Raw genomic sequence first — 25,685 nt, forward strand, 5'->3', positions numbered from 1 at the left:
TGGCATACTATAGTAGCGACGATTTGCTCATTCTAATTTGTTAGTGTTGAGTTTACCAATTGTGAACTAATGTAGGCAGTATCTTAGTTTATGTAAAGAACGTTAATTTTCGAGATATTGATCTAATAGCAAATTTAATTTTTTAATTCTTTCGATGGTTTCAAGCGCATCGTTAGTATTATCAATTTGTTTTTGTTCTACTTGTGATGCAAATTGCAGGGCACACATAGCCAATACATCTTGTTTGTCGCGAACTGCGTAATTTTCTTCGAATTGCTTAATCATCGCATCAATTTTTCTGGAAGCACTTCTAAGTCCTTCTTCCTGGGCAGGCTCAACCGTTAACGGATAAACCCGGTCTGCAACTGATACTTTAATTTTAAGCTTTCCGTCCATATTTACTAGTCTGATAGTTGTGCAATACAGTAATCAATTTCGCGAATTAATGAATTTATTTTAAGCTTTGTCTCTCTCTTGTTATTGTCGCTGCCGAGCAACGAATTGGCTATCTTAAGTGTTTCATATTGCTTCTTCAAAGCTTCAATTTCTTCAGACTGTTTCTGGATAATTTGCGCTGCTTTGTTTAATTCTAATCGAAGATCCTGATTGTTTTTTTCTAAAGCTTTTGATTTTGCAAAAAGCTTTTCAACTTTATATTCAAGAGTATCAATTATTTCAGCAATTACACTCATTGTACATCCTATTCATTACTTAATCCTACAAAGTTAATATTCCTTTTTATTAATGCAATTTTTTATCGAATTTTTTGCATTAAAAATAATCAAATTCATGAAATTCAGTGATTTGTATTTTTGGGGGTTATCCTTCGGTTTTTCCCTCCTTAATTTTTATCTTAGCAAAAATGTTATCTATGAAATTTTCAGCGTTTTTTTTATTTTTTTACAGTTTTGTTTTTGCACAGGTTCAATATCCTAAGGATTATTTTCGCCCGCCACTTGATATTCCGATGCAGCTATCGGGTAATTTTGGAGAATTAAGGCCCAATCATTTCCATGCGGGATTCGATTTAAAAACCAATCAAAGAGAAGGCTTAAATGTATATGCTGTGGCAGATGGATATGTATCCAGAATAAAAATTTCGACTTTTGGAAATGGAAAGTGTATTTATATCACGCATCCAAACGGATTTACAACGGTTTACGGGCATTTACAGACAGCAGTAGGGCCAATTCAGGAATATATACATAAAACGCATTATAATGAAAAGTCATTTGAAATTGAAATGTTTCCGAAACCGGATGAACTCCCGGTTACCAAAGGTCAAATAATTGCACTTTCAGGGAATACAGGTTCTTCTGAAGGGCCGCATCTGCATTTTGAGTTTCGGGATACCAAAACAGAATTTGTAATAAATCCTATGTTTTTTGGATTTGATCAGCATATAGCAGATAATAAAAAACCAACTATTTCAAGTGTATTTGTTTATCCAATGGACAATGTAACGGTAAATCAGTCTAAACAGCCTTTATTGTTGAATCTTTCACTTCAAAAAGACGGGACATATCTGGCCGGTAAAGTAAAAGCTAATGGGAAAATTGGTTTCGGAATTAATGCTGTCGATTTTGATGATGTCTCAAAAAACAGAAATGGAGTTTTTAATGTGACAGGTTTTTTAAACGGAGATCCGAAATACAATTATCAGTTTAATACTTATTCTTTCGATGAGATGCGTTTTATTAATGCCTTTATCGATTACCCAAGATATAAAAGAACGGGTCAGCGTGTGCAAAAGTTATTTATGAAAACGCCTTTTGCACTCAGTATTATAAAAACAGATTCGCTTCGTGGAATTATTCCGGTTGAACCTAATCTGGCTTCAACTTACAAAATTGAGGTTTCTGATTATTTTGGTAACATGAATTCAGTTACTGTTCCAGTCGAATATGATTCAGAAGTACCGGTTGTAGATGAAGAGCCCATCACATCAAAATATCGCATCCAATACAATAAAGACTCAAATTTTGAAAAAGATAATATGTCTGTTTTTTTTCCTGCCGGAACTTTTTATGAAGATTTTAATTTGAATTTTGATGTAAAAAACAATCGGATTTATATTCACGAAGATGTTGTTCCGGTACATTCAAATTTTACTGTTACTATAAAGGACAGTACGTATTCTGAAGCTTTAAGGGATAAACTTTTTATTGCAAGAATAAGCGGTAACAGTAAAAGTTATAATGCTACTACCAGAAAAAATGATGTTTTTACTGCGAAATCAAAAATACTGGGGCAGTATGCTTTGGTTTTAGATACAATTGCGCCAGTAATACAAATTGCAAAACCTATTCAGGATAAATGGATTAGTGATGTTAAAACTATTCAGTTTGTAATTAGCGATAATTTATCCGGGATTAAATCTTATAATGGATATTTAAATGGTAATTGGATTTTATTTGAATATGACAATAAAACAAAAAAAATAATTCATCGTTTTGATGATAATATAGTGGCTGAAGGGGGTAACGATTTAAAAATTGAAGTAGTTGATAATGTAGGGAATTCTGCTATCTTTGAAGCTCACTTTTTTAGAAGTCAACAAAAGTAAAATCTAAGCGTTTGAATAATTTTAAATTAATAATTGTTTTCCTTTTTTTGTGGATTGGTTTTAATTCATCTGCTCAAAGTGCACGTGTAAAGGGGATTATTTTAGACACTGAGAGCCATCCGGTTGCAGATGTAAATATTACTTCAGGAGATAAAGCTGCAAAATCGAATGCTAAAGGTCATTTTGATATTTTTGTGCCTTCAAATAAAAAGGTAGTTCTGGTTTTTACACATATTTCTTTGAAAATGGTGACGTTAACGGTAAACTTAAAACCTTACGAAACATTTGTTTTTAACCCCGTTATGAATAACTCCGAAGAGCAAATGGGAGAAGTTTTTGTGTCTTCGAAAAATAAAAAACGTGTCCAGGGTATTACAGTCATTGATCCTGCTACGATAAAAAAAGTTCCAGGCACAAATGCAGGAATCGAAAATATACTGAAAACATTACCCGGTGTAAACTCAAACAATGAACTGAGTACACAATATGCTGTTCGTGGAGGTAATTATGATGAAAACCTGGTTTATGTAAACGAAATAGAAGTCTATCGCCCTTTTTTAATTCGGTCTGGTCAGCAGGAAGGATTGAGCTTTACAAATACAGATTTGGTACAAAACGTAGATTTTTCAGCTGGAGGTTTTCAGGCTAAATTTGGAGATAAATTATCTTCTGTTTTAGATATAACTTATAGAAAACCAATTCAGTTTGGAGCATCAGTCGAAGCGAGTTTTCTCGGTGGAAGCATTTCTGTTGATGCGGTTTCAAAAAATAAAAAATGGTCTGCAGTTACTGGTGTACGTTATCGCAACAATAGCCTGTTGGTTAACAGCCAGGATACCCAGACAAACTATACGCCAACATTTGCAGATATTCAGACCAATATTAATTATGATGTCTCTCAAAAATGGCAGCTAAGTTTTTTGGGAAATATTTCGCAAAATAAGTATTTATATCAGCCCTTAACGCGCGAAACAAAATTTGGAACTATTGATCAGCCAATGGCACTGGCCGTTTTTTATCAAGGTCAGGAAAGGGATCAGTACGATACTTATTTTGGAGCCATAAAAACAACTTATAAAGCTTCGCCAACCCTTACTTTTAAATTAATCGGATCTCTATTTCACACTATTGAAAAGGAACATTTTGATATTTTGGCACAATACCGATTGGGAAATATTGATGAAAACGGAAATATAAATTCTGATGATGTCGATTTTACAAGAGGAATCGGCACCCAGCTCAATCACGCCCGAAATGATCTGGACGCTTTGATCGCTAACATCGAATTTAAAGGTTTTAAAGACTGGAAAGATAATAACCAGTTAGAATTTGGATTGAAATTTACAAGAGAATCAATACGTGACAGAGTAGTGGAGTGGGAAGTGATTGATTCGGCAGGATTTTCGATAAATCGGCCTAATTTAAATTTTCCTAAAAACAACCAGCCGTATGAACCCTACGCCGGGCCGCTTTTGCCATACCAAAATATTCTTGCTGTCAATTTTAATGATATAAACAGATTTTCAGGTTATGCACAATGGAGTAACAAGACTGATTTGGGATCCAGTCAATTCTGGTATACAGTTGGGGCCCGTTTTCAAAGCTGGCAGGTTTCAGGAGCAGCTGTAGAAGGTAAAAATCAGACTGTTTTTAGTCCACGTGTGCAATTTGCCTTAAAACCGGACTGGAACAAGGATATGATTTTCAGGCTTTCCGGAGGTTTGTATCATCAGCCGCCATTTTACCGTGAACTTCGGGATTTTAACGGAGAAGTTAATCCAAACGTGAAAGCCCAGCAGTCAGTTCATGTCGTTTTGAGTAACGATTATAATTTTAAAATGTGGAACAGGCCTTTTAAGTGGGTTACAGAAGTGTATTATAAATCGCTTTCAGATGTAAATACCTATTCGATTGACAATGTACGAATTCGCTATGTGGCAGATAATAATGCTAAAGCATATGCTCAGGGGCTTGATTTCAGGTTGAACGGGGAGTTTGTTCCGGGAACGGAATCCTGGATAAGTTTTGGTTATCTTAAAACGGAAGAAAATTATGAAGATAAAGGTTTTATAGCCAGGCCCACTGATCAAAGGCTGAAATTTGCAATGCTTTTTCAGGATTATATGCCAAATATCCCAAGTATTAAATTGTATCTTAATTTAGTTTATAATACCGGTTTACCGGGAGGTTCACCATCATATTCAGATCCTTATGTGTATCAGAACAGGCTGAACGATTACAGAAGGGCAGATGTTGGTTTTTCAAAAGTTTTTATTGATCATAATAACATATCCAAAACCCGTTGGTTGAAGAATTTTAAAGAGTTAGCATTAGGGGTAGAAATATTCAACCTTTTCAATAATCAGAATGCCATAACCAATACCTGGGTACGTGATGCATATTCTAAAAATCAATATGCCATTCCAAATTATATGACTTCAAGGGTTTTTAATATAAAACTGAATGCGAGGTTATAATCGAAAAACGTGAAAAAAAAAGATTTTTTACGTTCCGGGAATGATTTCTTTGGTTTTGATTCCGTTAATAAGTGTCATTTATTTTTTTAAAACAGACTCTTTTAAAGTTGATAGCTGTTTGGCTATTTCGGTTTCCACTAAAAAAGAATTTGAAAACTATAAGATTGAAAGTTTAAGAAAATATAAAACTTTTAAATTTAAAAAAGATAATTTTAAAGAATTAAAGGAGTTAAGATTTTTTGTTAGGGATGTTTTAAAGAAATATGATACAATTAATGGGGCTAAAATACATTTTGATTCAACTTCAGATTATAATGCATTTATTAGCGTTATTAATATTATAGTTGAAGAAGAAGCGGTTCTATGGGCACATTATAAAGATGATATTTATGTTTTGGCAAGTCCAAAGCCAAAGCAAAAACCCAGTAATCTGAAACCAATAAAATATTTTAGTTGCGGATATTACGAGGCTAATAAATCATATTTTTTGGAAATGGAGAGAAAAAGGCAATTTCAATATACTATATCGCTTTATAAAAAATACTGGATAATTTTGCTGAGCTATTTCGGAATTATACTTTTAAATATCTTCGCACTAGTAAAATTCAATAAAAACCAAAATTACAATCAAAAATAGTATATTTGATAATCGAATATAATTTTGCAGATGAAAAAGTACCTTAAATATACAGCCTTAGCAATTGCAGCAACATTTATCAGTTGCCGTGAGGAAGTTCAAAAGCCAAAAGTGAGTTACGATGTTTCAAACAAAGTAAGCGTTAGTAAGACAGATTCTACACAAATTGAAGTGGCAGATTTGCCAATTCAGATGGAAGGAACAGATTATTTAATTCATCCGGTTGGAGATTTACGTGTATTCGAAAAAGGATCAAAAGCACGTTACGGATCATCAACTGTAAATGATGTAAGTTTTACTATTTCTAATCTGGGAGAGTATGAAATTACAGGTTATTTGCAAAATTTGAAATTCCAAAAAACAGATTCAGATTCTATCCGGCCGCTATCTGATAAACCAATTTTAATTTTAACAGCGACATATTTAAAAACAATTGCTGATAAAACACAAAATAAAATTATGGTTTATACGCTTACAGATTCGGATACGAATAAAGATGGTAAAATAGATACCGGAGATATCAAAACCCTTTATCTGAGCGATATTAGCGGAGAAAACTTTACCAAAGTTTCTACAGATTTAGAGGAACTCGTAGACTGGAATATTGTTGAATCAAAAAATCGTCTGTATTTCAGGACAATTCAAGACACCAATCAAAATGGTCAGTTTGATAAAAATGATGTTTTGCATTATAATTACATCGATTTGGCTTTGAAAAACTGGGAAGTTAAAAATTATAAACCTATTTAAAGGTATTAAGCTTCTAAGTTGCTAAGTTTTTTTAGCTTTTAATAATAAGGATTCCTTGAATATTATAATATGAAACCCTGCTGAAATATAATTTTCAGCAGGGTTATTTTTTAAGCACAAAGATTGAAAAACCTTAGAATCTTAGCGCCTCAGAACCTCAGAAGCTTTATATCAAAATATCACTTTCCAGATCTGATTTTTCTATTTCTAATCCAAATCCTAAACGATCTACCAATTCAATTACCAGTTTTTTATACCAGTTTTCTGATTTGGGATGAATGTAGATCTTTTCTATTAGTTGATTAACATCTACGTTTATTTTTAATCCTTCATTCAGTTTTAAATTGCTTTGTGAAGTGTCAGTAATAATGCGGACTTCCCGTTCGTACTGAAAGCTTTTTCTTTTAAACAAAAAAGGAAAAAAAGAATCGTCAAACGGAATGTATTCTTTTTTGTAGTCGATATAATTTACCTCACCAATATACTGATCAAAATTTTGCTCCGGATTTACTGCTTTCTGTAATCTTCCAATTGTGGACTGAATAGCTAATCCTTCACTGTTTTGTGTGAAAATCTGCCACATTGCAAATGATTCATACTCGTTGATATGCCAGCTGCTGACAGCTACCTTTTCCCGGTGCGTTTTGTAATAATTTAAAAATTCAGGATTGTCAATCGCGAGTTTTTTAATTTCTTCATATGTTGGTTCACTAAAAGTACCTTCATACTGATCCTCAAATTTGTCAGATCGTGACATGAATAGTTTTTTTGAAAGTAGTAAATCAAGAAATTTAGATAAATCGAGATATTTCCACACAACAGTATCAGGATCGTCGGGCAGTTTTATGTTTGGGTTGTTAAGATACATTTTGAGCGCATTAAATGATTTATTCTTTAACGAACCTAAAGTTATAAAAATAAAAACAGATTAAGGAAGTTAAAATCAGTTTTAATGTTTCCTTAATCTGTGTAAATTATGAGGTAGTCGAGAGTTGTATCTTAAGATTCAAAAGACTGCATCGTTACCAGTTTGTTATAAGTGCCGTTATGTGCAATTAATTCTTCATGGGTTCCCTGTTCTACAATTCGACCTTTTTGCATTACAACAATTACGTCAGCTTTTTGAATCGTAGAGAGGCGGTGAGCAATAACAATTGAAGTTCTGTTCTGCATCATATTTTCAAGTGCCACCTGAACAAATTTTTCGCTTTCGGTATCCAGCGCTGATGTTGCTTCATCCAGAATCATAATAGGCGGGTTCTTTAGTACCGCACGTGCAATAGACAAACGTTGCTTTTGCCCGCCGGATAATTTGTTTCCGCTGTCGCCAATGTTGGTGTAAATTCCTAGAGGCAATTCTTTTACGAATTCAAAAGCGTTGGCTATTTTTAAAGCTTCAATGATTTCGTCATCGGTAGCATCTAATTTTCCTAAGGCAATATTAGCTTTGATAGTATCATTAAATAAAATGCTGTCCTGGGTAACCAAGCCCATTAAACTTCTTAGGGACTGGAGATTAATTTCTTTTATGTTTACCCCGTCAATAGAAATAGATCCGTCGTTAACATCATAAAAGCGGGTCAGCAGGTTTGCGATTGTACTCTTTCCGCTTCCTGATTGTCCAACAAGGGCAACGGTCTGACCTTTTTTGATTTCAAGTGAAAAGTCTTTTAAAACCGTCTCATTTTCATATTTGAAATTGATGTTTTGAACACTGATATTATGGTCAAAACTTGTTTTTTCCAGTGCTTTAGGTTGGGAAGCAATTGTATTTTCCTGTTCTAAAATTTCTAATACCCTATCAGCAGCAGCATTTCCTCTTTTTACAGCATAAGAAGCTTTTGATATTGATTTTGCAGGGGTAAGGATGTTGTAAGCAAGCCCCATATAAGCAATAAATGATGCACCATCCAGTGTTTTTTCAATCAAAACCATTTGTCCTCCGTACCATAATAAAATAGTAATAACCATGATGCCCATAAATTCACTCGCTGGAGAAGCTAAATTCTGGCGATGTCCAATGCTGTTTGATAATTTAAAAAATCGTTCAGTTGAATTTTTAAACATAGTATTGAAATAATTCTCAGCATTATATCCCTTTACTACTTTTAATCCTCCAATAGTTTCTTCAATAGTTGATAAAAAAGTTCCTTGTTCCTGTTGTGCTTTACTGGATTTCTTTTTAAGCTGTTTTCCAATTAATGAAATTATGTATCCTGAAACCGGAATGAACACAAAAACAAATAAGGTTAGTTTAGTGCTTATGATTAACATAGCAATGATAGTGAAAATAATGGTTAAAGGTTCTTTTACAATAAGCTCCAATATGGCTAAAAAAGAAGTCTGAACCTCATTTACGTCTGCAGAAATTCTCGAAATAACATCTCCTTTTCGTTTTTCAGAAAAAAAAGCCAATGGCAATTCCAGTGTTTTTTCATACATCGCATTGCGGATATCTTTCAATACGCCATTTCGCAAATAAGTAACAAAAAACATAGCCAGGTAATCAGCCAGGTTTTTTAATAAAAAAATAGAAATAATGATGGCTACCATAACAGAAAGTACAAAACCGGGGTTGTTTTGGTCAGTATTCATTGTGATATAATAGCTTAAGTAGTTTTCCCCATATTCTTTTATGTGTGAAATCCCTTCGTAAGTAGGCATGACAGTGTTTCTTTTTGTTTTGTCAAATAAAACCTGAATCATAGGAATTAATGCCATGAACGAAAGGGTACTAAAAAGGGCATATAAAACATTAAAAAAAATGTTTAGATAGGCATATTTTTTATAGGGGTATATAAAAGGTAGTATTTTTTTAAAATTACTCATTTATTATTTTGATATTGATTTCTTTATATAGCCATAACATTGGAGTGTTTTGGCAGGGATTTTTTTACCGCACAAAATTAGTCGAATTAGCACGTTTTTAATTTCTTTTTGCTTTTTTTTTATAAAAAAAAGCTCTGATTTGCATTGATAAAATACAAATCAGAGCTTATGAAAATCTTATTCTTAGTTTGTTGTGTTAACTCAATTGCATATCTGCAATGATATTCTGTATTTTTTGGTCTAAGAATTTTTCAGCTTCATCAAAGTCCAAAACCGATTCGATTTCAGCATTCACACTGATGTAGAATTTGATTTTCGGTTCTGTTCCGCTTGGTCTTGCACAAATTTTCGAGCCGTCTTCGGTGTAATAAATCAAAACGTTTGATTTTGGCATATCCATTACAGATTCCTCACCTGTCAATAAATTCAAAGCAACAGAAGACTGGTAATCCTCGACCATAATTACTCTTTGTCCGTTGATCTCTTTCAATGGATTCTCTCTTAAATTAATCATCATCTGATTAATTTCTTCTAAACCTTCAATTCCTTTTTTAGTTAAAGAAACTAAATATTCTTTGTAGAAACCATTTTCAACATAAAGCTGTAAAAGTTCTTTGTAAACAGAGCTTCCGGCTGCTTTTGCCTGAGCAGCAACTTCGCAGATTAATAAGGTAGCAGCAACAGCATCTTTATCACGAACAGCGTCTCCAACCATAAAACCAAAGCTTTCTTCACCGCCTCCAATAAATTCGAGCTCAGGGAAATCTTTAATCATTTTGGCAATCCATTTAAAGCCAGTCAGACCAACTTTGCATTCAACACCATAGCTTGTAGCCAGTTCCATAATCATTGGAGTTGAAACAATAGTAGAACCAACAAATTGTTTTCCGTTGATTTTGCCGGCTTTTTTCCATTGTTTCAAAAGGAACGAAGTCATCAAAACCATCGTCTGATTTCCGTTTAGCAAAATCATTTTTCCATCGTTATTACGAACAGCAACGCCCAAACGATCACAATCAGGATCTGTTCCTACGACAATATCGGAGTTTGTTTTGTCTGCCAAAGCCAAAGCCATTGTCAATGCTTCCGGTTCTTCAGGATTTGGAGATTTTACAGTAGGGAAATTTCCATCAGGAACAGCTTGCTCAGGAACAATATGGACATTTTTATACCCTGCTTCAGATAAAGTATCAGGAATTGATTTTATAGAAGTTCCGTGTAATGAAGTGAAAACAATATGCAGATTGTCTTTGGCTTCAACCGGGGTATTAAAACTTGCGTTTTCGATAGATGATTTTACAAAAGCTTTGTCTATTTCAGTATCAATATACTGAATCAGACTTTCATCAGCATTAAATTTGATCTTATCATAAGTAAGGCTTTCAATTACTTTAATGATAGCAGCATCTTCAGGGGGAACAATCTGGCCTCCGTCCTGCCAGTAAACTTTATAACCATTATATTCGGGTGGATTGTGCGAAGCAGTCAATACAATTCCGCACTGACAGCCTAAATATTTAAGTGCAAAAGATAATTCAGGCGTTGGACGCAAATCAGAAAACAAATAAACCTGAATTCCGTTTGCAGAAAAGACATCGGCCACTACTTTTGCCAGGGTATTACTGTTGTGACGACAGTCGTAAGCAATAACTACTTTTATAGGCTGATTAGGGAAAACTTCATGCAGGTAATCAGAAAGTCCCTGTGTGTTTTTTCCAAGGGTGTATTTGTTGATGCGATTGTTTCCAATTCCCATAACACCGCGCATTCCCCCGGTTCCAAACTCCAGGTTTTTATAAAAACTTTCCTCAAGTTCTTTTGGCGATGTGGTCATTAATTCCTTAACAGCATCTTGTGTTTCTTTGTCAAATGTTGGCGTAAGCCACTCGTTTACGGCGTCTAAAATATTAGGTGCTATATTCATGTAACTAATTTTTTTAAATGTTTAATTAAAGATAGGAATTTTTCAGGAGCTAATCCTGCTGTTCACTATATCTTTTGTGGTGAACCCCACCACAAAAGGATGCCGTTGCCATCAGGGCTAGGACATTACGTTAAAAATTAACCTCTCGGGCAACTTTGTATCGGGCTTCATTGCTTTTAGTGCGCAAAATAATTTCGCCTAAAAACCCTGCCAAAAAAAGCTGAGTTCCCAAAACCATTGTAGTCAGGGCAATATAAAACCATGGGTTATTTGTAACAAGGCTGTATTTCATTCCGGTATACATATGGTATAGTTTAGAAATACCAATGTATCCCGCAGCTAAAAATCCAATGATAAACATTAAAGAACCCATAGCGCCAAATAAGTGCATTGGTCTTTTTCCGAATCGTGATAAAAACCAAATCGTAATCAAATCAAGAAATCCGTTAATAAAACGCTCCATTCCAAATTTGGTTTCGCCGTATTTTCTGGCCTGATGTATCACTACTTTTTCACCAATTTTCCCAAATCCGGCATTTTTAGCTAAAACCGGAATATACCGGTGCATTTCGCCTGAAACTTCGATATTTTTTACGACAACATTTTTGTAGGCTTTCAGGCCACAATTAAAATCGTTTAGTTCAACACCTGAGGTTTTTCTTGCGGCCCAGTTGAATAATTTTGAAGGCAGGTTTTTTGCTACAACCGAGTCGTATCTTTTTTTCTTCCAGCCTGAAACCAAATCGTATTTTTGATTCGTAATCATTTCGTACAATCCCGGAATTTCATCAGGGCTATCCTGTAAGTCTGCATCCATAGTGATGATAACATCGCCTTGTGCTTTCGCAAAACCGGCATGTAATGCCTGCGATTTCCCGAAGTTTTTCATGAAGCGAATTCCTTTTACATTTGGGTTTTCGTTAGAGAAACTTTCGATAATATTCCACGAATTATCTGTACTACCGTCATCCACAAAAATGATTTCATAAGAGTAATTGTTGGATTGCATCACTTTAATAATCCATGAGTAGAGTTCTTTTAGTGATTCCTCTTCGTTTAGAAGTGGTATAAGTATAGATAAATTCATTTATTTTTTTATTCTTGTGTAGTTTTGCTTTTAAAAAATGCAGCTAAGATCAGACCTAAAATAGAGTAAAGCGCAATACTAAAACCTAATCCTTTAAGCTGCTCTAAAGTCGAAAAAGGGCTGGTTTCTTTCATCTTTGCTATTGTTTCGTTTATAGCAGAGGCAGGTGTCCCGAATTTTTGAAGCGTTTCAGCCATATATTTTATAAGATGTTCACTTATAACTTCTTTTGCATCAGGGTCAATTACATTAAATAAAATAACACTAAATGTTGTTGAGATTAAAAGAGCAATCAGAATGGTGATAAAATAGGTTGTAAATGCATCTTTGAAAGAAAAAAATCCATTTATTTCTTTTTTTGTTTTTGTTAGTAATATAATGCCGGTTACTACAAAAATGATAAATGTTGAGGCTCCAATCCAGCCAGAAACAAATAATTTTAGATCAATTGCATAAATTGTAGCTGTAATTAATGCTGAAATAATGCCTAAAATAATTCCATAAGTAATCCCATTCTTCTTTATAACTTCATTAATCATATTTTTATATGTTTAAAATTAATCCACAAATATAGCAATTCCCACTATAATCGAATATAAAAAAAGCTTTTTGAATTTAACTAAAAAAAAGCAGGCTAAGTATTTGTTTATTAAAAAAGAATTGTAAATTTGCACACTCAAAAATAATTAAATTTTTAAACAAAAAAGAGTATCCTTTGTTTATACCTTTTTCTAACCACGGAAAAGCTTCAAAATAAAAATGCTCTGAAACAATAAATAAAAGAAAAGATGAAAAAAGGAATCCACCCGGAAAATTACAGATTAGTAGCATTTAAAGACATGTCAAATGATGATGTTTTTATCACTAAATCTACTGCAGATACAAAAGAAACAATTGAAGTTGACGGAGTTGAGTATCCTGTTGTAAAAATGGAGATTTCAAGAACATCTCACCCTTTTTATACTGGTAAATCTAAACTTATCGATACTGCAGGACGTATTGACAAGTTCAAAACTAAATATGCAAAGCACGCTAAAAAATAATAGCTGTTTAAAATTATACAGAAGCCTTCCGTCCGGAAGGCTTTTTTTTATGCTTTTTTCTTAAGTTGAATGCCTGATAAGATGATTTTGACTAAATAATTAATTTTTATCTTTGGAATAGAATTTATCTTAATCAAAAGTAATGGAGTTTCTAAAAGATATTTTTATTGATAAACTGGGACTGGAAATACTTCATTTAGAAAAGTTTATTAGCTTAGCCAGGACAAAGAAATTAAAGAAAAAAGAATTTCTGATTAAGGAAGGGGCTGTTTGCGAATTCATAGGATTTGTCGTTTCTGGAAAACTTAGGTCTTATGTTCAAAATGAGGAACAGGAATTTAATAATGATTTTTATCTTCAAAATAGTCTCGTAACGGCTTACACCAGTTATCTGACACAAAACCCAACGAATTGCAATATCGAAGCTTTGGGTGATACGGAAATTGTCTATATTACGAATAAGCAATTTAATGTGTTGATTGAAGAAGATGTCCGTTTTTTGAAATTAGCAAAATATATTTCAGATGTTTTCTTCATTAAAAAATGCAAACGCGAAACTTCATTTCTGAAAAACTCTGCAACAGAAAGATTTGCACAACTTTGTAAAGCCTACCCCGGAATCGAACAGGAAATTTCGCAATACCATATTGCATCTTATTTAGGAATAAAACCGGAATCATTAAGTCGCATTAAACTCTTAACATACATCAATAAATAAGTGTAGTTTTAAATTGAATTTTGTACTTCAATAATCAATAAAATATTTGAAGTATGCCAGCAATTCATCTTAAAGTAAGTGGTAAGGAAAACCCTGCGTTAGCAAAAGGACTTGTAAAAACTATTAGCGGCCTCACAAATGAAATTCTTCACAAAAGGTCTGAAATTACAGTAGTAACAGTGTCTTTTATTCCGGATTATCTATGGTTTGTAAATTCAGAATCTTTAGCTGAATTAAAAAAGAATAGTTTCTTTTTGACTATCAAGATTTCAGATTCTACAAATCTAAAAGACGACAAAGCAAAGTATATAGAAGCTTTACACAAATCACTGTCTGATGTAATTGGGAATATTCATCCGGTGAGTTATACTGCAATTGAAGAAATGAAGGCAGATGCTTATGGTTATGAAGGACTAACCATAGAGTATAAAATAATCAATAATAAGATTTCAAATTTTAGAAAAGAAAAATAACAGGGATGGGAAAAATAAAAATAATGTTGATCTTACTTTTAATGGTGTTTTCTTTTTACGGCCAGGAAAAAGAGGATAATAAGAAAATAATAGCCTCAATTATTGATGCCTATTCGAAAAGTGTTATAGCAAAAGATTCTATTTCGTTTTACAGTTTATTTAATGATAAAAACGTAACCTGGTGCGCAGGATATAAAGACCGGACTCAGGCCAAAGAAATTGAAGTAAAAGGAGAAGCAAAAGCGGGCAGCAATTATTTTTCGGGGTCATACAAAGGATTTTTGAGAGGTCTGTTCAGATATAAGTCTGCTGAAGATAAGTTTGATAATATTAAAATCGTTGAAGACGGTACTGTAGCTTCAGTCACAATGGATTATAGCTTTTGGGCAGATGGTAAAATGAAAAATTGGGGCAGTAAGTATTTGAATATTATCAAAAGAGATGGAAAATGGAAGATTGTAAGTGTGATTTATTCCTTAGAACTAATAGAATATTTTAAACAACCGACACTTAAAGAGCGGCAAAGAAAATAAGTTGTGTTGTAAATTTTGGGGGATACTTGTTTCTTTCAGCAAAAAACATATTTATTGTTACAAATAAAATATTGTAACTTTGAATCTGATAACCAAATCAAGATTTTAACAAGTACCAAATTTATTCTTTATGAACTACATTCTTTTTGATGGTCCCGTTCGAAATGCTTTATTACCTTTTACTTTTACAAGACCTGTGGCTGATATTCTAATCGGAATTATGACGATTCGTCAAAAATGGGAAGCGCGTTTAGGGTCAACTATTACTACTATTACAGAGGAATATTTATCTGCGAAATTTCCAATGGTGGAAATGGAAGAAAACATTATGATAAATGCGGCGTATTTGCCAAATGATACACTTGTCGAAATGATTTCTGATTTAAAGGAAAATCAGGCAATCTTTAAAGGGGATGATGTAATCGCTTTTTTTACTACTGAAAATCAGGATGAGGTTGATTTTGATTCGTATGAAATTATTCATTACAATCAGGAATGTTTGACTGTTGAACATACATGGGATATTTTTTCTAAAAATGATGCTGCTATTCGTGCCGATTTTGAGTATTTGACTGAAGATCGTAAATCACAGCCCATTCCGAAAAGTGTCAATGTTATTTCACCGGAAAATATTTTTATTGAAGAAGGAGCGAAACTGGAATTTGTAACTTTGAATGCCTCAACCGGACCAATATATATAGGCAAGAATGCTGAAATTATGGAAGGAACCGTAATTCGTGGTCCTTTTGCTTTATGCGAAAATGCACAGGTTAAACTGAATGCAAAAGTGTATGGAGCCACAACGGTTGGACCAGGATCCAGAATAGGAGGGGAAGTTAAAAATGCTGTTCTTTTTGCGAATTCAAATAAGGGGCATGATGGTTTTTTAGGCGATTCTGTTTTAGGTGAATGGTGTAATATTGGGGCTGACAGTAATAATTCAAACCTGAAAAATAATTATGAAGAAGTAAAATTATGGAGTTACGAGACAGAAGGCTTTGCTAAAACAGGACTTCAGTTTTGTGGTTTAATGATGGGGGATCACAGTAAATGTGGTATCAATACAATGTTTAATACCGGAACGGTAGTAGGAGTGAGCGCCAATATTTTTGGATCTGGTTTTCCGCGTAATTTTGTTCCCAGTTTTTCATGGGGCGGTGCTGCCGGTTTTACCACTTATATCACCAAAAAAGCTTTTGAAACAGCTAAATTAGTAATGGGAAGAAGAAATATCGAATTTGATGAAACAGAAGCAGCTATCTTAGAACATGTTTTTGAAGAAACCAAAAAATGGAGAAAAGATTAATGAGTCAATGAGATAATTAATCAATGAGATAATTTTTGTAAACCCGACAGATTGTTAAAATCTATCGGGTTTTATTTTTTTTACAGATTCAGATAATTGTCTAATTGTTGCATCTCAAATTATCTAATTCTCAAATTGGCACATTATCTAATTAAAATCTATCTTTGCGGCTTCAAAAAAATACCTGCGCAGAAAATTAAAAGTCTAAGCAGTCTAAAATCTAAAGATCTAACATGATTACAGTTAACGATATTTCGGTTCAGTTTGGTGGAACTACATTATTTAGCGATGTTTCTTTTGCTATCAATGAAAATGATAAAATTGCCCTTATGGGGAAAAATGGTGCGGGAAAATCTACACTTTTAAAAATAATTGCAGGTCAAAGTAAGCCTTCTACCGGAAATATTTCTGCGCCTAAAGAAGCTGTTGTTGCTTATCTCCCTCAACACTTGCTTACAGAAGACGGTGCAACTGTTATGGAAGAAGCGTCAAAAGCTTTTGGTGAGATTTTCAGTATGAAAGCAGAAATCGATGAAATAAACGAGCAGTTAACTATCCGTACCGATTATGAAAGTGATGCTTACATGAAATTAATTGAAAGGGTTTCTGATTTAAGTGAGAAATTCTATGCGATTGAAGAAGTAAATTATGAAGCTGAAGTAGAAAAAATATTAGTTGGTTTAGGATTTGAAAGGGAAGATTTTACGCGCCAGACTTCTGAATTTTCAGGAGGATGGAGAATGCGTATCGAACTGGCTAAGATTTTATTAAGAAAACCCGATTTGATTCTTTTAGATGAACCTACCAACCACATGGATATTGAAAGTATTCAATGGCTGGAAGAATTTCTTTTAAATCAGGCAAAAGCAGTTGTGGTAATCTCGCATGATAGAGCTTTCGTAGATAATATTACAAATCGTACTATTGAAGTTACAATGGGAAGGATTTACGATTATAAGGCCAAATATTCCCATTATTTGGAACTCAGAAAAGACAGACGAATACATCAGCAGAAAGCATACGACGAACAACAGAAATTCATAGCAGATAATCAGGCTTTTATTGATAGATTTCGTGGGACTTTCTCGAAAACAGATGCTGTTCAGTCTCGTGTGAAAATGTTAGAAAAACTAGAAATCATTCAGGTTGATGAGGTCGATACTTCTGCATTGCGATTGAAATTCCCACCGGCTGCACGTTCCGGACAATATCCTGTTATAGTAAAAGAAATGTCAAAATCTTATGGTGATCATGTAGTTTTTAAAGATGCAAATATTGTGATTGAAAGAGGTCAGAAAGTAGCTTTTGTTGGAAAAAATGGAGAAGGGAAATCAACTATGATCAAAGCGATTATGAAAGAGATTGGTGTTGATTCAGGAAGTGTAGAAATTGGACATAATGCACAAATTGGATATTTTGCCCAGAACCAGGCTTCATTATTAGATGAAAATGCTACTATTTTTGAAACTATTGATGCAATTGCAGTTGGGGATATTCGTACTCAAATTAAAAACATCTTAGGGGCATTTATGTTTCAAGGCGATGATATTACCAAAAAGGTAAAAGTGCTTTCTGGAGGGGAAAAAACGCGTCTGGCAATGATTAAATTATTGTTGGAGCCAGTGAACTTGCTGATTCTGGATGAGCCTTCAAATCATCTAGATATGAAGACCAAGGATATTATCAAAGATGCTCTTCGTGATTTTGACGGAACATTAATCCTGGTTTCTCACGACCGTGATTTCCTTGACGGATTAGCAACTAAAGTTTTCGAATTTGGAAACAAACGAGTAAAAGAACATTTTGAAGATGTTGCAGGTTTCTTAGCGCATAAAAAAATGGATTCTATGAGAGAAATTGAAAAGTAATAATTGACTTTTTTCTTTATAAAAAATGCCTCCAAATAGTTTTTTTGACTATTGGAGGCATTTTATTTTGTTATGTTTTTTGTATTTTAAAAACCTGTTGTTGGGTTTTCTATGTACATTTCTTTTCCAAAACGACGCATTGATTTTGAGTCTGTAAAATAGGGAAGACTTTGGCCTTTCTTAGTTTGTATTCTTTTGGCTGTTGAAGAACCTATAATTCTTGAAACCGCAAGGTTAAGTAAAGGTTCGGATCCATCGTTTAAAACTCCAGTTGCCTCTCCTAAAATTCCATAGATGTCTATGTATTCTTGTATTTGGTAGGTTGGTGTTGGTTCTAGACCTCCTGTATAATCTCCAAAATTATCTTTATTAGTAATTTTAAAAACCAAAGGCTGCATGGCATATTTATGTGTCGGATTTACTTTTGTTTTTGTAAAGCTTTCAGAATCGTAAACCGTAATAGAGCCAACATTTTTGCCTAAAGTTGTTTCTCCAACTTGAATTACCTCAATATATGATTTTAGGCCATTAATGATCAATTCACTCGCAGAAGCCGTGCTTTCTGTTGCTATAATGTAAATCTTATTTAATTTTAAACTGTTTACAGAATTTCCATCAAATGTAGATACAAATCGATCATTTTGTGACTCTAACTGTTTTGAACTAAATTTTGCAGTTTGTTTGGCATTATATTGTGTTTTTGCAAAAATATCATTTGGGAATTGTCCCGTTATCATACTTGCTAATCTAATCGAAGAACGAACAGATCCTCCTCCGTTATATCTTAAGTCTAAAACTAAATCGGTAATTCCTTCAGTTTTTAATTTACCAAAAGCCTGATTCAGTTCGTTATCATATTCGGCATAAAAACCATTGTACATTAGATATCCTATTTTATGACCTTCTAAAGAGATTACTTTATTTATTAAAATTGGATTTTCTTCTAAAATCGTTTTTGTTAACGATACAGATTTACCGTTTAAAACAAAAGCACTACCATTATATTCGGCTAAATTTAATGTATAACTGTCAGAATCAGAATTAAAAAGTAATGATCTGTAATTTGATTCTGTAAGTGGTATTCCATTTACACTTGTAAATAAATCTCCACGTTTAATTTCTTTCTTCGAAGCATCTGAGTTTGGAATTATATAACGAACGTAACCTACCAAATTAGCAGATCCTGTAGATTGCCTGCCCAATCCAAGATCAATACCGCTGTTTTTTGTAATTCCGTTTAATTCCTGTTCTAGAACAGTATAGTCGTCCACAATCCAGCTAAAACGATCGATAGCTTCTCCAATAGGATATTTGCTTTTCGGTTTATTTAGTAAATCCTGGAATAAATTTTCTGGTTCAGAATATCCTTTCAGAAAAGAATTTAAATCAGTCTTAGTTGCAAAACGATTATCCGCTAAATTAGGAACATCGGCCTGCCATAAATAAACTTCATTCAATCCTCTCCAGATGAAATTATTTATTTGTAAATCTTTTGAAATGGCAACATCATCGTTATCTTCACAAGATTGCAGGCTGAATGTTGTTAAAAATAATAAAACTAAAATTCTTGATATCTTTTTCATAAAACAAGGGTTTCAATCTGGAATAAATGTAAAAATAGTACCTTTAGTTTTAACTATAATAAATGTGCAGTTTTTTTTACAATATTTTTTTAAGCTTACTTTGTAACAAAAATAATAGTGACTCGTCTTGATAATATGAACCAATCAATATGTTTGTTTTTTTAATATAATTGGTCAAATATTGATGGAAATATGTGAAGAATTGCCTAAGACTCATGATTAATAGCAAAATATGAACCAGGTTGCATTTATAGAATTAATAAATCCTTTTAAAGACAAAGTTTTTCGTCTGGCAAAGAGATTATTAACCAGCACAGAAGAAGCTGAAGATGCAACTCAGGAAGTAATGGTGAAATTATGGAACAAAAAAAACAATTTAGCCGCTTATAACAGTATCGAAGCAGTAGCTATGACCATGACAAAAAATTATTGTCTGGATCAGTTAAAGTCTAAAAGAGCAGATAATCTTAAAATAGTGCATAATAATTTTACGGATCGTGACCCTTTATTAGATAAAAAACTGGAAGATTCGGATAGTCTGGAATGGGTTGAAAAAATAATAAGCAAATTGCCTGAGCAGTTACAGATCCTAATTCAGCTGCGGGATGTTGAGCAATATGAGTTTGATGAAATTGCCAAGATTGTCAATATGAATGAAACAGCTATCAGGGTAGCACTTTCAAGAGCAAGAAAAAAAATACGGGAGGCCATGGTTAATACACACGGATATGGAATTAAATAAAATAGAAAAAATATTAGAAAAATACTTTCAGGGAGAAACTACTATTGCTGAAGAAAATGACTTAAAAGAATACTTTTCTTCTTCAAATGTTGCGCAGCATTTGGAGCAATACAAATCTATGTTTGGTTATTTCTCCCAGGTAAAAGAACAAAGGTCAATGCAGGAAATTCCACTACAAGCTAAAAAACGAAATGTGGCGTGGTTATCAATTGCGGCTTCTGCTGTTGTTTTACTCGGAATTGGAACCTTTTTTTATTTGAGCAAAAAAAGTACAACTCCTGTTGTAGCTCAATCAGAATTAGGAACCTATGATAGTCCTGAAAAAGCCTTTGCCGAAACGCAAAAAGCTTTGGCTCTATTGTCAAACCATGTTAATGTAGGTATTGAAAGTGTACAATACATTAAAGAATACGAACAATCAAAAAATAAAGTTTTTAAACAATAATTAAAAAATATAGAAATGAAATCAACGATTAAAGAATATAGAAAAGAGAGTAAAAAAGGAATGATTAAAAGTTTGACCATAACCATAGTTTTTACACTAATCAGCCATACATTTTATGCGCAGAGTGCTTTTGATAAATTTGACGGACAGGATGATGTGACTTCAGTTATTGTAAACAAAAAAATGTTTGACATAATGAGTAAGGTAAAAGTAGATCCTTCTGATAAAGAGACCCAGCAATACATGAATCTTATTAAAAAGCTTGACAATTTAAAAGTGTTTACCACAAAAAACGCAAAAATTGAAGCTGACATGAAACTTTCAGCTGATAAATACATCAAAACAGCAAATCTGGAAGAATTGATGCGTATTAATGATAGCGGAAAAAATGTAAAGATATATGTTAAGTCGGGTGCTTCGGATACCAAAATAAAAGAACTATTTATGTTTATTGATGGTGCAAAAAATGAAGATACAGTTTTGTTATCCTTAACGGGAAACTTTGATTTAAATGAAATTGCTGTCCTTACAGACAAAATGAAATTGCCTGGAGGTACAGACTTAAAAAAAGCTTCTAAAGGCAAAAAATAAATCCAATAAATATGAAAGCTAGTCTTTTTACCTCAGTTCTTTTAATATTGCTGATTTTTATAAGTTGTAATTCTGAGCCTTCTTTGCAAAAATATTTTGTAGAGAATACGGAGAATAAAGATTTTATTGCGCTGGATGTTTCGCCCAGTATTTTAAATGTTGATAAAACAAAATTATCGCCTGAACAAACCGAAGCTTTGAATTCGTTTGATAAAATGAATATACTGGCTTTTAAGGCAAATGATAAAAATCGAACACAATTTGAGCAAGAGAGGGCAAAAGTAAAATCTCTTTTGAAAAATCCTAAATATCAGGAATTGATGAAAGTTGGTTCTGGTAAAGATGGTGTTTCTGTGAGTTTTGTCGGTACCGATGAAAATATTGAAGAATTTGTAGTGTTTGCAAACAGAAAAGAAAACGGTTTTGCTATTGTGCGTGTTTTAGGAAAAAATATGAATCCCAATAACATCATAACTTTGATGTCGGTTTTGAAAGAATCCAAAATTGATATGGAACAGTTGAACCCTTTACAACAGTTACTTAAAAAATAATACATCTTATTTAGCAGTCAAGAAAAGCTCCTATTTTATATGGAGCTTTTTTTATAACAACAAATAGGATTATGCCTGTTAATTATTTTGTATTTTCATTTTGCCATCAATCAAATTTAATTACATTTACGAACTGAGATAAATAAAATCTCAGAAATCTAATTTAACCAGAATCAATATGATACAAAAAACTTCAAATGCCTTTATTGCGGCATCTTGGGTAGCCCTTGGAGCAGGAACAATCGGTTTTATAGTTGGACTAGCAAGAGCAGAAATGTTATTAAACGAAAAAGGATATTATTTTACCGTTCTAATGTTCGGTTTATTTGCCGTAGTTTCTTTGCAAAAAAGTGTAAGAGACAGGCTTGAAAATTTACCTGTTACAGACATCTATTACGGAATCTGCTGGTTCGGAACTATTCTTTCAATCGTACTATTAGTGATTGGGTTGTGGAATGCCACTATTCTTCCAAGTGAAAAAGGTTTCTATGCATTTGCTTTTTTATTAGCGTTATTTGGTGCAATTTCAGTGCAAAAAAATACCAGAGACAATATGAATTTTGGTCAGGGTGAATAACACCGAATTGATTTATAAAAGAAAAGCTCCAATGATAATTGGAGCTTTTCTTTTATAATAGAATCTGAAATTATTTACTCAAATACATTTTTCTTCTGGAGTACAATTCGTAGAATTGATCATCTTTCAAGTCATCAATAAACAAAATACTTTCTCCTGTTGATTTCATTTCTGGTCCTAATGCTTTGTTTACATTTGGGAATTTGCTGAAAGAGAAAACTGGCTGCTTGATTGCATAACCGTTTAATTGAGGGTTGAAATCAAAGTCAGTTACTTTGCTGTGGCCTAACATTACTTTTGTAGCATAGTTTACATAAGGTTCTCCGTAAGCTTTTGCAATGAACGGAACTGTTCTGGAAGCTCTTGGATTTGCCTCGATAATGTAAACTGTATCATCTTTAATTGCAAACTGGATATTGATTAGTCCAACAGTTTTTAAAGCTCTGGCAATTTTATGTGTGTGATCTTTAATTTGCTGCATTACAAATTCTCCTAAGTTGAAAGGAGGCAATGTTGCGTTACTATCTCCAGAGTGAACTCCGCAAGGTTCAATGTGCTCCATAATTCCGATGATGTAAACATTTCCATCAGCGTCACAAATTGCATCAGCTTCAGCTTCGATTGCTCCGGCTAAGTAGTGATCTAGTAATAATTTGTTTCCTGGAATTGCTTTCAATAAATCGATAACGTGCTCTTCAAGTTCTTTTTTGTTGATTACGATTTTCATTCCCTGACCTCCTAATACATAAGAAGGACGAATTAAAAGCGGGAAATCTAAAGTATCAGCTAATTTTGAAGCTTCATCAGCCGTTTCAGCGATTCCGAATCTCGGGAAAGGAATGTGTAATTCAGTTAGTAAGTCAGAGAAACGACCTCTGTCCTCAGCTAAATCAAGTGCGTCAAAGCTGGTTCCGATGATTTTTACACCATATTTAGACAATTTTTCAGCTAACTTAAGGGCTGTTTGACCCCCTAGCTGAACAATCACACCTTCCGGTTTTTCGTGTTGGATAATGTCATAAATATGCTCCCAGAAAACGGGTTCGAAGTATAATTTATCAGCCGTATCAAAATCTGTAGAAACCGTTTCAGGATTACAGTTGATCATGATCGTTTCGTAACCGCATTCTTTCGCTGCTAAAACTCCGTGGACACAAGAGTAATCAAACTCGATTCCTTGTCCGATCCTGTTTGGTCCGGAACCTAATACGATTACTTTCTTTTTGTCTGTTACGATACTTTCGTTGTCCACAAAACGTTCTCCGTTTGCTTTTTCGATTTCAGCTTCAAAGGTTGAGTAGTAATATGGCGTTTGTGCTTTAAATTCAGCCGCACAAGTATCTACTAATTTAAACACGCGGTTGATGTTCATGTCTGTACGTAAAGTGTGAACTTCACTTTCAAGACAGCTCATCATGTGTGCTAATTGTCTGTCAGCAAAACCTTTTTGTTTTGCTTCAAGTAATAATTCTTTAGGAAGATCAGCAACTTTATATTTTGAGATTTCTTTTTCTAAAGTATAAAGTTCTTCATATTGTTTTAAGAACCACATGTCGATTCTTGTAATTTCGTGAATTGTGCTCAACGGAATTCCCATTGCAATTGCATCGTAAATTACAAAAACGCGATCCCAGCTTGCGTGAGTCAGTTTGTCGATGATTAATTCGTAATCTTTGTATCCTTTTCCGTCAGCACCTAAACCATTTCTCTTAATTTCTAAAGACTGAGTGGCTTTGTGAAGTGCCTCCTGGAAAGAACGTCCGATTCCCATAACCTCCCCAACCGATTTCATCTGAAGACCTAAAGTTCTGTCTGAACCCTCAAATTTGTCGAAGTTCCAACGTGGTATTTTTACGATTACATAATCTAAAGTTGGTTCGAAAAGAGCCGAAGTAGATTTTGTAATTTGATTTTGTAATTCATCTAAGTTGTATCCTAAAGCTAGTTTAGAAGCGATTTTTGCAATTGGATATCCAGTTGCTTTTGATGCCAAAGCAGAAGAACGAGATACACGAGGGTTAATCTCGATTGCAACGATATCTTCTTTTTCGTCTGGAGAAACTGCGAATTGTACGTTACATCCTCCAGCAAAATTTCCGATACTTCTCATCATTAAGATAGCGTAGTCACGTAATTTTTGGAAAGTAGTATCTGATAATGTCATCGCTGGTGCCACTGTAATCGAGTCTCCGGTGTGGATTCCCATTGGATCCATATTTTCGATAGAACAGATAATAACAACGTTGTCATTTTTATCTCTTAAAAGCTCTAACTCGTATTCTTTCCATCCCATTAAAGCTTTGTCGATCAAAACTTCGTGAATTGGAGAAGCTTCAAGTCCGCGGGTTAAAAGCTCATCAAAATCTTCTTTTTTGTAAACAACCGCTGCTCCGGTTCCTCCAAGTGTAAACGAAGGACGTATTACAAGCGGGAAACCAAATTCCTGAGCAATTTCTTTTCCTTCTAAATACGAAGTCGCTGTTTTTGCAGGTGCAGTTGGTACATTTATTTTTTGTAAAAGCTGTTTGAACTGCTCTCTGTCTTCTGTAATATTGATTGCATTTACATCAACACCAATTAATCTTACTCCGAAATCCTGCCAGATTCCTTTTTCATCTGCTTCCAGACACAAGTTCAAAGCCGTTTGTCCTCCCATTGTAGGTAAAACAGCATCAATTTGTGGATGTTCCTTAAGAATCTCAATAATCGATTTTGTTGTTAATGGTTTTAAATAAATATGATCGGCCATAGAGGGGTCGGTCATAATAGTCGCTGGATTTGAGTTAATCAGGATAACCTCAATTCCTTCTTCGCGAATCGAACGAGCAGATTGAGATCCCGCATAATCGAATTCGCAAGCTTGACCAATAACAATAGGTCCTGAACCTATAATTAAAACGGATTTTATTGATGTGTCTTTAGGCATTTTGTATGTATTGTGTAGTTATAAAAGTATTTTAAAAAACGGTCTTAGTTTGCTAAAAA

24 protein-coding genes are annotated in these 25,685 nt (G+C 33.6%); 15 read left to right on the plus strand and 9 right to left on the minus strand.

The features are described 5' to 3' along the window. Positions 1 to 102: 102 nt before the first annotated feature. Together K8B81_RS12450 and K8B81_RS12455 are read right to left on the minus strand one after the other, a co-directional pair. Positions 103 to 396 (minus strand): cell division protein ZapA, encoded by a 294-nt coding sequence (locus K8B81_RS12450; RefSeq protein ID WP_223681892.1) that lies wholly within the window; start codon positions 394 to 396, stop codon positions 103 to 105. A 5-nt stretch (positions 397 to 401) separates the two neighbouring features. Continuing rightward, positions 402 to 692: a hypothetical protein gene (locus K8B81_RS12455; protein ID WP_163398981.1), complete on the minus strand. Its 291-nt coding sequence runs from the start codon at positions 690 to 692 to the stop codon at positions 402 to 404. Positions 693 to 871: 179 nt separating this feature from the next. Here K8B81_RS12455 and K8B81_RS12460 point away from each other — a divergent pair, with 179 nt between their 5' ends. Genes K8B81_RS12460 through K8B81_RS12475 form a run of 4 tightly spaced genes read left to right on the plus strand, consistent with a single transcriptional unit; the run spans position 872 to position 6,430 of the window. After that, positions 872 to 2,566, plus strand: coding sequence for a M23 family metallopeptidase (locus tag K8B81_RS12460; RefSeq protein ID WP_223681894.1), 1,695 nt, complete (start codon positions 872 to 874; stop codon positions 2,564 to 2,566). 11 nt (positions 2,567 to 2,577) lie between these two features. After that, positions 2,578 to 5,043: a TonB-dependent receptor gene (locus K8B81_RS12465; RefSeq protein WP_223681895.1), complete on the plus strand. Its 2,466-nt coding sequence runs from the start codon at positions 2,578 to 2,580 to the stop codon at positions 5,041 to 5,043. A gap of 40 nt (positions 5,044 to 5,083) precedes the next feature. Continuing rightward, the gene (locus K8B81_RS12470; protein ID WP_223681897.1) at positions 5,084 to 5,680 is read left to right on the plus strand and encodes a hypothetical protein; all 597 of its coding nucleotides are present in this window, start codon (positions 5,084 to 5,086) and stop codon (positions 5,678 to 5,680) included. A 30-nt stretch (positions 5,681 to 5,710) separates the two neighbouring features. Then, positions 5,711 to 6,430 carry a CREC-EF hand family protein gene (locus K8B81_RS12475; protein WP_223681899.1) on the plus strand — a complete coding sequence of 240 codons (720 nt, stop codon included), beginning with the start codon at positions 5,711 to 5,713 and terminating at the stop codon, positions 6,428 to 6,430. Positions 6,431 to 6,596: 166 nt separating this feature from the next. Here the strand turns inward: K8B81_RS12475 and K8B81_RS12480 are convergent, their stop codons facing one another. The 5 genes from K8B81_RS12480 to K8B81_RS12500 form a co-directional block, all read right to left on the minus strand. Continuing rightward, the gene (locus K8B81_RS12480; protein ID WP_223681901.1) at positions 6,597 to 7,298 is read right to left on the minus strand and encodes a hypothetical protein; all 702 of its coding nucleotides are present in this window, start codon (positions 7,296 to 7,298) and stop codon (positions 6,597 to 6,599) included. 131 nt (positions 7,299 to 7,429) lie between these two features. Next, the gene (locus K8B81_RS12485) at positions 7,430 to 9,259 is read right to left on the minus strand and encodes an ABC transporter ATP-binding protein (RefSeq protein WP_223681903.1); all 1,830 of its coding nucleotides are present in this window, start codon (positions 9,257 to 9,259) and stop codon (positions 7,430 to 7,432) included. A gap of 196 nt (positions 9,260 to 9,455) precedes the next feature. Then, positions 9,456 to 11,183, minus strand: a complete 1,728-nt coding sequence (locus K8B81_RS12490) for a phospho-sugar mutase (RefSeq protein ID WP_223681905.1) — start codon at positions 11,181 to 11,183, stop codon at positions 9,456 to 9,458. 130 nt (positions 11,184 to 11,313) lie between these two features. Continuing rightward, positions 11,314 to 12,270, minus strand: coding sequence for a glycosyltransferase family 2 protein (locus K8B81_RS12495; RefSeq protein ID WP_223681906.1), 957 nt, complete (start codon positions 12,268 to 12,270; stop codon positions 11,314 to 11,316). Positions 12,271 to 12,278: 8 nt separating this feature from the next. Continuing rightward, positions 12,279 to 12,809 (minus strand): DUF4199 domain-containing protein, encoded by a 531-nt coding sequence (locus K8B81_RS12500; protein ID WP_223681908.1) that lies wholly within the window; start codon positions 12,807 to 12,809, stop codon positions 12,279 to 12,281. A 249-nt stretch (positions 12,810 to 13,058) separates the two neighbouring features. Here K8B81_RS12500 and K8B81_RS12505 point away from each other — a divergent pair, with 249 nt between their 5' ends. The 6 genes from K8B81_RS12505 (at position 13,059) to K8B81_RS12530 (ending at position 18,211) form a co-directional block, all read left to right on the plus strand. Then, the gene (locus K8B81_RS12505) at positions 13,059 to 13,313 is read left to right on the plus strand and encodes a type B 50S ribosomal protein L31 (RefSeq protein ID WP_011921626.1); all 255 of its coding nucleotides are present in this window, start codon (positions 13,059 to 13,061) and stop codon (positions 13,311 to 13,313) included. 142 nt (positions 13,314 to 13,455) lie between these two features. Beyond that, on the plus strand, positions 13,456 to 14,031 hold the full coding sequence (locus tag K8B81_RS12510) for a Crp/Fnr family transcriptional regulator (protein WP_223681910.1): 576 nt from the start codon (positions 13,456 to 13,458) through the stop codon (positions 14,029 to 14,031). Between the two features lie 53 nt (positions 14,032 to 14,084). Beyond that, positions 14,085 to 14,504: a hypothetical protein gene (locus K8B81_RS12515; RefSeq protein WP_223681912.1), complete on the plus strand. Its 420-nt coding sequence runs from the start codon at positions 14,085 to 14,087 to the stop codon at positions 14,502 to 14,504. A 5-nt stretch (positions 14,505 to 14,509) separates the two neighbouring features. Further along, complete coding sequence (locus K8B81_RS12520; protein WP_223681913.1) at positions 14,510 to 15,037, plus strand: nuclear transport factor 2 family protein; 528 nt, start codon at positions 14,510 to 14,512, stop codon at positions 15,035 to 15,037. A 130-nt stretch (positions 15,038 to 15,167) separates the two neighbouring features. Beyond that, positions 15,168 to 16,343 carry a GlmU family protein gene (locus tag K8B81_RS12525; RefSeq protein ID WP_223681914.1) on the plus strand — a complete coding sequence of 392 codons (1,176 nt, stop codon included), beginning with the start codon at positions 15,168 to 15,170 and terminating at the stop codon, positions 16,341 to 16,343. 233 nt (positions 16,344 to 16,576) lie between these two features. Continuing rightward, positions 16,577 to 18,211 (plus strand): ABC-F family ATP-binding cassette domain-containing protein, encoded by a 1,635-nt coding sequence (locus K8B81_RS12530; RefSeq protein ID WP_223681915.1) that lies wholly within the window; start codon positions 16,577 to 16,579, stop codon positions 18,209 to 18,211. Between the two features lie 86 nt (positions 18,212 to 18,297). On the opposite strand, the gene K8B81_RS12535 is transcribed toward K8B81_RS12530, so the two are convergent. Beyond that, the gene (locus K8B81_RS12535; protein WP_223681916.1) at positions 18,298 to 19,794 is read right to left on the minus strand and encodes a S41 family peptidase; all 1,497 of its coding nucleotides are present in this window, start codon (positions 19,792 to 19,794) and stop codon (positions 18,298 to 18,300) included. 232 nt (positions 19,795 to 20,026) lie between these two features. On the opposite strand from K8B81_RS12535, the gene K8B81_RS12540 reads away from it, so the two are divergent. From K8B81_RS12540 to yiaA, 5 genes are all read left to right on the plus strand, one after another. Continuing rightward, on the plus strand, positions 20,027 to 20,536 hold the full coding sequence (locus K8B81_RS12540) for an RNA polymerase sigma factor (RefSeq protein ID WP_223681917.1): 510 nt from the start codon (positions 20,027 to 20,029) through the stop codon (positions 20,534 to 20,536). Further along, a complete protein-coding gene (locus K8B81_RS12545) occupies positions 20,523 to 20,981 on the plus strand; it encodes a hypothetical protein (RefSeq protein WP_223681918.1) in 459 nt (152 codons plus the stop codon). Before K8B81_RS12540 ends, K8B81_RS12545 begins: the two co-directional genes overlap by 14 nt. Before the next feature lie 63 nt (positions 20,982 to 21,044). Next, entirely contained in the window at positions 21,045 to 21,572 is a 528-nt protein-coding gene (locus K8B81_RS12550; protein ID WP_223682055.1) for a DUF4252 domain-containing protein, read from the plus strand. A gap of 11 nt (positions 21,573 to 21,583) precedes the next feature. Then, on the plus strand, positions 21,584 to 22,123 hold the full coding sequence (locus K8B81_RS12555; RefSeq protein WP_223681919.1) for a DUF4252 domain-containing protein: 540 nt from the start codon (positions 21,584 to 21,586) through the stop codon (positions 22,121 to 22,123). A 178-nt stretch (positions 22,124 to 22,301) separates the two neighbouring features. Further along, positions 22,302 to 22,700, plus strand: coding sequence for an inner membrane protein YiaA (gene yiaA / locus K8B81_RS12560; RefSeq protein WP_223681921.1), 399 nt, complete (start codon positions 22,302 to 22,304; stop codon positions 22,698 to 22,700). 70 nt (positions 22,701 to 22,770) lie between these two features. On the opposite strand, the gene carB is transcribed toward yiaA, so the two are convergent. Next, complete coding sequence (carB, locus tag K8B81_RS12565; protein WP_223681922.1) at positions 22,771 to 25,626, minus strand: carbamoyl-phosphate synthase large subunit; 2,856 nt, start codon at positions 25,624 to 25,626, stop codon at positions 22,771 to 22,773. Between the last annotated feature and the right edge of the window lie 59 nt (positions 25,627 to 25,685).

Origin of the sequence: Flavobacterium hibisci (assembly GCF_020026925.1) — a bacterium.
Lineage (GTDB): Bacteria > Bacteroidota > Bacteroidia > Flavobacteriales > Flavobacteriaceae > Flavobacterium > Flavobacterium hibisci.

Excerpts from the sequence above, each read along its gene's own strand:
- K8B81_RS12500 (WP_223681908.1), bottom strand. The coding sequence starts at position 12,809 with ATGATTAATGAAGTTATAAAGAAGAATGGGATTACTTATGGAATTATT.
- K8B81_RS12505 (WP_011921626.1), top strand. The coding sequence starts at position 13,059 with ATGAAAAAAGGAATCCACCCGGAAAATTACAGATTAGTAGCATTTAAA.
- K8B81_RS12540 (WP_223681917.1), top strand. The coding sequence starts at position 20,027 with ATGAACCAGGTTGCATTTATAGAATTAATAAATCCTTTTAAAGACAAA.
- K8B81_RS12495 (WP_223681906.1), bottom strand. The coding sequence starts at position 12,270 with ATGAATTTATCTATACTTATACCACTTCTAAACGAAGAGGAATCACTA.
- yiaA (WP_223681921.1), top strand. The coding sequence starts at position 22,302 with ATGATACAAAAAACTTCAAATGCCTTTATTGCGGCATCTTGGGTAGCC.
- K8B81_RS12555 (WP_223681919.1), top strand. The coding sequence starts at position 21,584 with ATGAAAGCTAGTCTTTTTACCTCAGTTCTTTTAATATTGCTGATTTTT.
- K8B81_RS12475 (WP_223681899.1), top strand. The coding sequence starts at position 5,711 with ATGAAAAAGTACCTTAAATATACAGCCTTAGCAATTGCAGCAACATTT.
- K8B81_RS12515 (WP_223681912.1), top strand. The coding sequence starts at position 14,085 with ATGCCAGCAATTCATCTTAAAGTAAGTGGTAAGGAAAACCCTGCGTTA.
- K8B81_RS12490 (WP_223681905.1), bottom strand. The coding sequence starts at position 11,183 with ATGAATATAGCACCTAATATTTTAGACGCCGTAAACGAGTGGCTTACG.
- K8B81_RS12485 (WP_223681903.1), bottom strand. The coding sequence starts at position 9,259 with ATGAGTAATTTTAAAAAAATACTACCTTTTATATACCCCTATAAAAAA.
- K8B81_RS12460 (WP_223681894.1), top strand. The coding sequence starts at position 872 with ATGAAATTTTCAGCGTTTTTTTTATTTTTTTACAGTTTTGTTTTTGCA.
- K8B81_RS12535 (WP_223681916.1), bottom strand. The coding sequence starts at position 19,794 with ATGAAAAAGATATCAAGAATTTTAGTTTTATTATTTTTAACAACATTC.
- K8B81_RS12545 (WP_223681918.1), top strand. The coding sequence starts at position 20,523 with ATGGAATTAAATAAAATAGAAAAAATATTAGAAAAATACTTTCAGGGA.
- carB (WP_223681922.1), bottom strand. The coding sequence starts at position 25,626 with ATGCCTAAAGACACATCAATAAAATCCGTTTTAATTATAGGTTCAGGA.
- K8B81_RS12455 (WP_163398981.1), bottom strand. The coding sequence starts at position 692 with ATGAGTGTAATTGCTGAAATAATTGATACTCTTGAATATAAAGTTGAA.
- K8B81_RS12470 (WP_223681897.1), top strand. The coding sequence starts at position 5,084 with ATGATTTCTTTGGTTTTGATTCCGTTAATAAGTGTCATTTATTTTTTT.
- K8B81_RS12510 (WP_223681910.1), top strand. The coding sequence starts at position 13,456 with ATGGAGTTTCTAAAAGATATTTTTATTGATAAACTGGGACTGGAAATA.
- K8B81_RS12480 (WP_223681901.1), bottom strand. The coding sequence starts at position 7,298 with ATGTATCTTAACAACCCAAACATAAAACTGCCCGACGATCCTGATACT.
- K8B81_RS12530 (WP_223681915.1), top strand. The coding sequence starts at position 16,577 with ATGATTACAGTTAACGATATTTCGGTTCAGTTTGGTGGAACTACATTA.
- K8B81_RS12525 (WP_223681914.1), top strand. The coding sequence starts at position 15,168 with ATGAACTACATTCTTTTTGATGGTCCCGTTCGAAATGCTTTATTACCT.
- K8B81_RS12450 (WP_223681892.1), bottom strand. The coding sequence starts at position 396 with ATGGACGGAAAGCTTAAAATTAAAGTATCAGTTGCAGACCGGGTTTAT.
- K8B81_RS12520 (WP_223681913.1), top strand. The coding sequence starts at position 14,510 with ATGGGAAAAATAAAAATAATGTTGATCTTACTTTTAATGGTGTTTTCT.